Genomic DNA, 6,969 nt, shown 5'->3' with positions numbered 1-6,969 from the left:
AAACCAAAATTTGCACGAGAAATAAAGAAATCCGCGTTTATGCAAGTATGGGACTATCAACCCAAAAATGTAACGATTTCTAATCCTAATTTATGGGCGGATAGTAACAGTAGTAATACTATTTCAAATTTAATTTCTCAACATTCTTCTAGTAGATTGTCTTTGGATTTTACTTTCACAGCTAAATCATTCCGTGGAACTGGATTTGTTAAAAAATAGTCTTGAAAATTTAATATTTTAAAATATCACTCATAATGAGTGATATTTTTTTGACTTTTGAAAGCATTTGAGAACAAATTGAGAATAAATGAGAATAAATGAGAATAAAAGTTTTAATTTGTTCTCACCCTACAAACGTTGACATACCAATACTTTATACTATCTTATTTTGTGTTTGAGAACAATGAGAATAAAAAAATAAAACTTTTACGAAAAAAATTTTTGAGAGATAGGTAGTAAAATATGATAGAAAAGGTTGGAGAAATTTATTCTCATTGTTCTCAATTTGTGTTAAAAAGTTCTGAACCCCTTGGGAGCGTAAGGATTATAAAATGAGAATAAATTTTTTATTTGTTCTCAATTATTCTCAATTTGTTCTCAATTTGTGTTAAAAAAAGTGGCTAAAAGCCTGATGCAGTAGGGTTGAGAATAAATTGAGAACAAAAAAAGGTCAACTGGGTAGGTTGACCTTTTTCAAGTTTAAGTTACTTTCTTTTTTTGGAAAGTTGTTTAAACTGTTGCCAAGCTTTTAAAAGTTTAGTAGCTTCTACACATAATTGTGTAAAAGCTCTAGTAAGCTTTGCAAAGCTTAGGACTAACCCTGTAACAGCTATTACTAAGAAAGTAACAGTCATTACAATGGGTAGTAAAGAGGAAAACATGTTTCATCACCTCCTTTTTTAGCCGATATGGGTTTTGGCTAAGTTTTGGAAGCAAGTTTATAAAAAACATGCCTTAATTATTGTATCAATTGTTTATTTAATTTAACAACATGGTATAATGACTATAGACAAGTAAAGAGGTAAAACATGCGTGTATAAAAAACATGCTTATTTGTTGTAACATTAAGCATTATTTTTTGAATTGGGTACTCAATTAATAATGTAGTCAGATTTGTTGGAGGGTGCTTTGGGTAAGCGCCTTTTAACATGCAAAAAAATAATTTAAATATAAAAAGTAGGGAGTTATTTCTTTGAAATAGCTCCCTCTTTTTTGCTTAAAAACCCTGATATATCAAGGTTTTGTATTTTTTATATCAGAAAAACTAATTTTTTTACCCTTGTATAGCTTAATTTGTGTGAAAAAAATTATCTAAAATCATACTTTTATTGAAAAAATAAATTTAAATGATTTCTTTTATAAGAAAAATATTCCATACTAAAGTTACTAAGTAATTTGTGTGAAAGGACCTTAAAAATGGCAAAAATTTCTTATAATGAATTGAGTGTAGATCAAAAAAAAGATGTCATCAGCTCTTTAGTTGAAACGGCAAAAATTCTTACTATTTTAGATAAAGATATTTTGAAAAATGATAAGGCTGAAGCTTGGAAAGAGTTAGAAAAAATTCAAGATGAATTTTCAAATCCAGAGACAAGAACGACAGGCGAAAGTTTTTCAAAATCGATTGAAGATCTAATTACAGAAACTGATTATTCAAAGTACTATTATAAAGAATAAGAAATAAGTTTTTTTACAATCAAAGTGACTCTAGACGAGTACTAAAAATGAAATTTATGGGGGGTCTTATCCTCCTTTTTTTTGCAAAAAAAGTGTCCTGTATTTTCGTGTGAAGTCGAAAAATGACGCAAAATTGAAAAAATGCTTATAAATCCACGCTATTGTTGACCACAGGATTCGCGTTAAATTGTCCTTTAATATTTAGGTATAGTGCGGATTTTTAGAGGGTGGCTATTTTTGCTGTTTTTTCGATTTTATGGGGAGGTTGAAGGAGGGTTTACCCTCCTTTTTTTGCTCAAAATTGAGCAAAAAACAAGGGGTTAAGTGCTTGCGAAAGCTTGCACTTAAAGGGGAGGTTGGCTCCCCTTTTCGCTTCGTGTGGAAGCGATAAAACCCACTAAAAAGCTTTGCTTTTGTGTGGGTTCCAGTTCGGGGGACCCGACCCTCGGAGAGCCTATTCGTTTTGGAGCGCAGGGACAAAACTGGGAATAGGTCAGCTTTTTACTTACGTGAAAAGCTGACCTCATCGAAGTCACGTTTTTTGTAGCAAGGATTAGCGCCGCTTGAGCGTAGGATATATAAAAAGGAGCGTGATTTTATGGCAGGTCAAATGACAGTCAGTGTTAAAAAAGGTACGACTGGACAAACGAGTATTTACCATAACAACAGATCAGAATACGAGAAAAAATTTGATTACGATAAAAAAGGTCATACTCACATCAGAAGTCAAGACACACACCTCAACGAGATTGTGATAAAAAAAGATATCGTCTCTGTGTATGAGGATGCTTTTACTGACGAGATCAAAAGATATAACTTGGGTAAAAAACCCGGCAGGCAGATTGGTGGAGGTAAGGCTCTAACTCGTGGAGAGAAAGAGTTAGAACTGATGACACTTGACCTCACTCACGATTACATGCAAGCACCCAAGAAAAAGAGGGAAGCCCTACTCGCGACGTTTGAGCGAGACAAGAAAAACTTAGGTGCTGATATCGGTGAGATCATAAAAAGTAATGCGCAAAATTTTAAAAGTTTATCTGCACTCAGGAAAGAGAAAACTCGAGTTAAAAAGCTCGAAACCTATGGCGAAGCCTTATACAAAAAGCAAAAGAACGCCAAGCAACAACGAACTCATCAAGAAATTATTGTGCAAGTCGGCAACGCACAGGATTACAACGTCACAAATGCTGACGGTCAACTGGTAGATAAGGACGGGAAAATTTTACCTGAAGTTGAAAGCTCTACGCGTAAGCTTGTGCGTAAGGACCCAGAAAAATGGAAACAGGCTAAAAAGATTCTTGAAAAGTATATCAAGGAGGACTTTGTCAAAAATAATCCCAACTGCGTGGTGTTTAACGCGGCTATACACATGGACGAGGCGTCTCCTCATGCACATATCGACTTCGTGCCAGTAGCTCAGATGCATGGAAAAAATGGCTTACAGGTCAAGCCCTCTTTTAACATGATGCTCGATAATCAGGGGTTCAAAAAAGACCCTAGGGATAATCGCAAACAATTCACTCAGTGGCAACATCGCGAGTCTGAGAGCCTTGAAAAGCTTATGCAGGTGACTATGGGGGTCACTCGTAAAAAAGGCGAGAAGAACCGATATAAGAGCACACAGGAGTATAAGCAAGCTAAGGCTAACGAAGCCCGACAACAAGAAAAACTGAGACAGCAACAAGTCAAAATCCAGCAAAATGAGTTTTACCTTTCTCAACAACGTGAAAAGCTTGATATCATAAGCGATTTCGATAAAAAAGTTAAGGAACGTAAGGAAAAAATTGCGTCTCAAGATAAAGTCTTACAGGACCAGCAAAAAACTATAGATCAAAATTCGTCTACTCTAAAGTCTATAGAACTCGCGGATTCAGTCATAAAAAAGCAAGATGACAAGATAAAGAAAAATCAGAAAAAGCTTGATACTATAGATAACTTTGAGAAAATTAGTAAAGAAAAGCAGGCTAAAATTTACACACAAAATAAGACTATACGAGATAACCAGCCTAAGCTTGACTTAATTAAAAATTATGACTCTCAAGTCCAAGTAAGAAAAAACTCTCTAGACGCCATACAAGCGCAGGAGAGCCTTTCTAAGAAGCGTAAAGAAAATTATGATAAGTCTATAGTAGAGCAAAAACGAGCTCTCTCAGAGCGCGAGAATTACGTTTCCCAAAGAGAGAAAAAGTTTTCTCTTCGTGAAAGCAATTTTGAAAAAGTTTTAGATAAAATCGCAACTTATTACTATAGCTATACAAGCGCTAGAGTTAGTGATAAAAAAGTTTCTGATTTCGAGTTAGAAAACGCAATCGGTCAAAGCCAAGGAAAAGGAAGAAAATTTTTATCTGAGATTCCAGAAGCGATTGTCAAGCACCCTAAGGACCTGATATATGCAGTTTGTGACTATGTCGATGACGTGAAAAGCTTGCCTAGAGATAAATTTGAAAGCTTTAAAGAAGGCGTTGCTGTTGAGCTTACTCCTGAACAGAAGCTCAAAGAGCTTAAAACGCGAAGTGTTAAAGATATTACAGGTCATAATCCTAAAAAGCGCAAGATTATGCGCGTTTCTCTTCCAAGACTTGCACGGAAAGGTATACACAAAAGCGAAAAAGAGATTGATGGACCTGAAATTTGAGCAAAAAATAAGGCTTGTGAATCGATCACAAGCCATTATTTTTATGTTATAATTGTGAAGACGGATTAACTAAAAATAATTCAAACCCTTTATACTTTTTATTTATTCCGTCAAAAAATCAAATTAAAAAAGCTCCACGACGACCAAATCTGTAGCTTTCTTAATTACCTAAAAAGTGTCAACGTTAAATTCAAGTATTTAAAAAGCGACTAAAAATTTAGACGTACTAAATATTAGAATTCAACTTACACATAGTATACCACAAACAATACGTGGTGTCAGTAATTAGAAAGTAAAAATTTAGTCGTCCAGAGCTTACGAAAGTATAGAAAGGACGGCTTTTTTCAATGGAAGAAAAAGCAAACATACAAGCAAAAGTGAAAGATTACTGGCAAGATTTGAAAGAAAATGGTTTTTGGGCAGTTATGCTTGTCAAGAGTGACCCTAAAAATCCTAAACGTAAAAACAAGGTGGCTTTAGACCCAAGAGAAGGTTATGGTTTTATGAAGTGGAAGAAAGATCCATATCCTTTAAGTTTTAAGCAAGCGTGCGACTACCTCACACAGTGCAGAGCTGAGTATCCTAAAGAACACTTTGAGCTTGGTTTACTTTTAAAAGAACCTTACGTGCTCATAGACATTGACCACGTAAAAGATGAAATTGAGACCTACAAGAAAAATAGTTCTGGGCTTTTGGGCGAAATCTTTAAGCTGACACGCTTTAGCTATGCTGAAATTTCTCAGTCTGGCGAGGGCGTACACATACTCTATGTAGCAAAAAAGCAACGCCAAATCAACAAAAAAGAGCCTTTTGAGCAGTATACACGAGACAGATGGGTAGCTATAACCCTTAACCGCTTGAGCCTGTCAGGGAGCATACAAGAGCTTTCTGACGCAGAAGAAAAGCAAGTCGAAAACTTTATGTTTGGCGAAATCTCAGACACACAAGAAAATACTACTGAAAGTATTTTTGAGCCTGTAACTATTGATGGGGCAAAACTGGATTTAAACTCTTACAAGTCTAAAGGAAATGGCTTGACATGGTCACAAATAAAAGAAAAAATTGCTAAATCTAAGGATGCTGAAAACTTTGATAAACTTTTTAGCTTTTCCGCTCCTTCTGGAGACCACTCAAGCGATGACTTAGCTCTTACAAGTAAGCTTGTGTGGTGGACAAACCACGATCTTGAAATGGTAGATTCAATTTTTAGAACTTCCCAAGAAATTCGTGAAAAGTGGGACGAAATCCACTTTGCAGACACTAACGAAACTTATGGTGAGCATACTCTTATGATTGCCGATATCAACACAGAAGGGGGCTACAAGCCAAATCAGGCACCTAAATTCAAAAGTAATTCCGACCTTATAGAAAAGCTTCAGCAAGTCCGAAAAGATTGGCTTGAAGCCCATAAAGAGGAAGAAAAACCAAAAATGAATCCTGTCTTTATCATCAACGCAATTGAAAGATACGAACCTCTAGCCCTCCTTTATAAGGAAGACAAGGTCAAAGAAACTCAAGATGCACCTCTTTCCTACTACGATTGGGATTCTGGCTTGTGGCGTACGGACTCTGACTTTTTAGAAAGGCTTATACTTACGCTAGATCCTACGGTAGTAAGTAAAAAAACGCGTGAAAACCTTATAAGCACTTTACGTGTAAAGCCTTCTGACAAAATCAAAAAACGCCAGCTTACCAGCGAACAAACACACAATTGGATTGCTGTTAAAAATGGCGTTCTAGACTTACAAACTAAGGAGTTGCTTCCTTATGACCCTGAAAAATTTGTTTTTGTATCGAAAGTCGACACAAATTATAACAGAAATGCGGTCAAAGAGCCAAAATTTGGAAGCTTTTCTCTTACTAGCTCCCTTAAAAAGCTAGCTACGGACCAGCACACAGGAGAAATTGATAGTGACAAGTACAATTTGCTTTGGCAAGTCTTAAAGGCTGGTATCCTTGGTATTTCTTACTTGAGACAAGCCGTTTTGCTCGTTGACAATGGACAAGGTCAAACAGGAAAATCTACTTTTGAGGATATCATAAGCAACGTCAAGGGTGGCGACCATATCGCAAGCCTACGCTTGAAAGACTTTCAAGATGCCGACGCCTTACGTGATGCCGTAAATGCGGACCTCATCATTGGAGATGACAACAACCCCGACACCGTCGTTAAAGCTTTTGATAATATCAACACGATCATTTCTGGGGACCTTACGCGTATAAACCCAAAGTATGAGCACAGTTTTAGAGCTAGAGTTAAAGCCTTCGTAATTCAATCCGCCAACGGAGTTCCTCCTTTTGTAGGTGCCACTGAAGCCGTCTACAAGCGCCTTGTAGCTATCAAGTTTAGCACGGTACATAGAGCTAGCAATCCTGACGATTGGCGCGTTAAAAATGACTATATAAAGCGTACAGAGTTTAAGGAGTGGGTGCTCTACCACGTAATAAATAATGTCGAGCTTGATTTATCTCTAACACAGACTAAAGAATCAGAGCAGATCTTAAACTTGGCTAAGCATGAAGCCGACTCAATAGCATATTTTGTTGATGAAATTGTCCCAGAGATTAACGCTTGCCAAAATCTCGAAATCCCCTCCTCTGCTCTCTACGTTTTATACTATAACTCTTGTGTAAGTGCTAGCCTAAAGCCACTTTCT

At 36.4% G+C, this 6,969-nt stretch carries 5 protein-coding genes; 4 read left to right on the top strand and 1 reads right to left on the bottom strand.

What is annotated here, in order from left to right; translation table 11 throughout:
* A partial coding sequence (locus FOD82_RS09755) for a hypothetical protein (protein ID WP_207105609.1) occupies positions 1-219 on the top strand: 219 nt, incomplete at its 5' end.
* Positions 220-704: 485 nt separating this feature from the next.
* Here FOD82_RS09755 and FOD82_RS09850 read toward each other — a convergent pair.
* On the bottom strand, positions 705-881 hold the full coding sequence (locus tag FOD82_RS09850; RefSeq protein WP_186277758.1) for a hypothetical protein: 177 nt from the start codon (positions 879-881) through the stop codon (positions 705-707).
* 535 nt (positions 882-1,416) lie between these two features.
* Here FOD82_RS09850 and FOD82_RS09750 point away from each other — a divergent pair.
* The 3 genes from FOD82_RS09750 to FOD82_RS09740 form a co-directional block, all read left to right on the top strand.
* The gene (locus tag FOD82_RS09750; RefSeq protein WP_144356295.1) at positions 1,417-1,677 is read left to right on the top strand and encodes a hypothetical protein; all 261 of its coding nucleotides are present in this window, start codon (positions 1,417-1,419) and stop codon (positions 1,675-1,677) included.
* 598 nt (positions 1,678-2,275) lie between these two features.
* Positions 2,276-4,312, top strand: a complete 2,037-nt coding sequence (locus tag FOD82_RS09745) for a plasmid recombination protein (RefSeq protein WP_144356294.1) — start codon at positions 2,276-2,278, stop codon at positions 4,310-4,312.
* A gap of 347 nt (positions 4,313-4,659) precedes the next feature.
* A partial coding sequence (locus FOD82_RS09740) for a phage/plasmid primase, P4 family (protein ID WP_144356293.1) occupies positions 4,660-6,969 on the top strand: 2,310 nt, incomplete at its 3' end.

It is taken from the genome of Lactobacillus sp. LL6, from assembly GCF_007570935.1.
GTDB lineage: Bacteria > Bacillota > Bacilli > Lactobacillales > Lactobacillaceae > Lactobacillus.
The sequence above is the reverse complement of the archived record's forward strand: the minus strand, read 5'-3'. Positions and strand labels throughout refer to the sequence as shown.